This is a genomic window from Sandaracinobacteroides sp. (assembly GCF_057137845.1).
This window is the reverse complement of the sequence record NZ_DBNHFX010000064.1, coordinates 1-1730: the sequence shown is the minus strand read 5'-3', so window position 1 is coordinate 1730 and position 1730 is coordinate 1. Positions and strand designations below refer to the sequence as shown.

Below are 1730 nucleotides of genomic sequence, written 5' to 3'. Positions count from 1 at the left end.
TCGAACTTGGCGCGCACGGCATCACCGTGAACGCCGTCTGCCCGAACCATGTGACGACCGGCCTTGGCGCCATGCAGAACGCCTATTTCTCGAAGCTTCTGGGGTTCGACAGCGTCGAGGCCTATCTGGCGAACATGGCGGCGAAGAACCCGATGGGCCGCCCCGGCAAGGCGGGTGACACCGCTGCCGCCTGCGCGTGGCTTGCCAGCGACGACGCCTTTTACGTGACCGGCGAGGCGCTGAATGTCAGCGGCGGCGAGGAGATGCACTGATGCAGCAGGAACGAATCGACTGGCCCCATGGCGCCAGGGTTGCGCTTTCGGTCGTGGTGAACGTCGAGGAAGGCTCGGAGATGACGGTCGCCCGTGGCGACCGGGGCATGGAGCCGGTGGACGAACTGGGAATCCACATCAAGAGCGCCATTCGCAATTACGGTAATGAATCCAACTATCTATATGGTTTGAAGGCAGGCGCGCCGCGCGTGGTGAAACTACTGCGCGATTATGGCGTCGAGGCGAGCTGGACGGTTGCCGCCATGAGCCTGGAAAACCACCCGGAAATCGCCGCCGCGATCCGCGATCTGGGCCATGAGCCGGTGAGCCACGGCTGGCGCTGGGTGCACCAGTTCAAGATGAACGAGGACGAAGAGCGCGCCTTCATTCGCCGGGCCGTGCAGTCGATCGAGAAAACGGTTGGTGTTCGGCCCTATGGCTGGCTGAGCCGTTATTTCCACACCGACAACACCCGCCGGCTGCTGATCGAGGAGGGTTTCACCTATCACATGGACGATTATTCGGGTGACGTGCCCTTCTGGGATCGCACGACGGTGCCGGGGCGTCCCATCGTGATCGTGCCCTATCAGCTCGACAGCAACGACATGAAAATGTGGACAGATCCCGCCTATACACCGGAAAACTGGGCTGATTACGCGATCCGCTGCTTCGACCAGCTCTACCGTGAAGGCGAAGAGGGCAATCCGAAGATGATGTCTCTGGGGTTGCATCTGCGCATCATCGGCCGGCCGGGGCGCATCTGGGCGCTGGAGAAGTTTCTGGCGCATGTGCAGGCGAAAACCGGTGTCTGGATCACCACGCGCGCAAAAATCGCCGATCACTTCGCCACGGTGGAACGGCCATGAGCATCCGCACCGAGGTGCGTGGCCGCATCGGCCTGCTGCTGATCGACCGCGCGGCCAAGCGCAACGCCTTTACCCAGGAGATGTGGGAAGCCTTCCCGGCGGCGCTGGATCGGCTGCTGGGGGATGACGGCGTGCGGGCGATCGTGCTGGCGGCGGCCGAAGGCGGCACCTTCTGTGCAGGGGCCGATATCGCCGAATTTGCGATCGGCGCGCGCGATGCCGCGTGGCGGGCGAAGAATCAGGCGGCGATCGCCGAAGTGCAGATCAGGCTGGCGCGCGCGGAAAAGCCGGTGATCGCCGCAGTTGAAGGCGACTGCGTCGGCGGCGGCTGCGGTCTGGCGAACGCCTGTGACATGCGGGTGGCCGGGCCGAAGGCGCGCTTTGGCATCACCCCGGCCAAGCTGGGGCTGGTCTATTCGCTGCACGACACCAAGCTGCTGGTCGATCTGGTGGGGCCGTCGGCGGCAAAGCGCATCCTGTTCACCGGCCAGTTGCTGCCCGCCGCCGAAGCGCACCGCATCGGCCTTGTCGATGTGCTGGCGGACGATCCGCTGGCGCAGGCGATGGAACTGGCGGAAACCATCGCTTCGGT

At 64.3% G+C, this 1730-nt stretch carries 3 protein-coding genes; all 3 read left to right on the top strand.

From position 1 onward, the window contains the following. On the top strand, positions 1–272 hold a 272-nt coding region (locus AC16JP_RS03225), incomplete at its 5' end, for an SDR family oxidoreductase (protein WP_484339161.1). Beyond that, positions 272–1138 (top strand): polysaccharide deacetylase family protein, encoded by an 867-nt coding sequence (locus AC16JP_RS03220; protein ID WP_484339160.1) that lies wholly within the window; start codon positions 272–274, stop codon positions 1136–1138. The genes AC16JP_RS03225 and AC16JP_RS03220, both read left to right, overlap by 1 nt. Then, positions 1135–1730 (top strand): enoyl-CoA hydratase/isomerase family protein (locus AC16JP_RS03215; RefSeq protein ID WP_484339159.1); only part of this gene is annotated, 596 nt, incomplete at its 3' end. The genes AC16JP_RS03220 and AC16JP_RS03215, both read left to right, overlap by 4 nt.

What these genes read in the sequence shown, in the direction of transcription:
- AC16JP_RS03220 (WP_484339160.1), top strand. Translation starts at nt 272, where the DNA reads ATGCAGCAGGAACGAATCGACTGGCCCCATGGCGCCAGGGTTGCGCTT.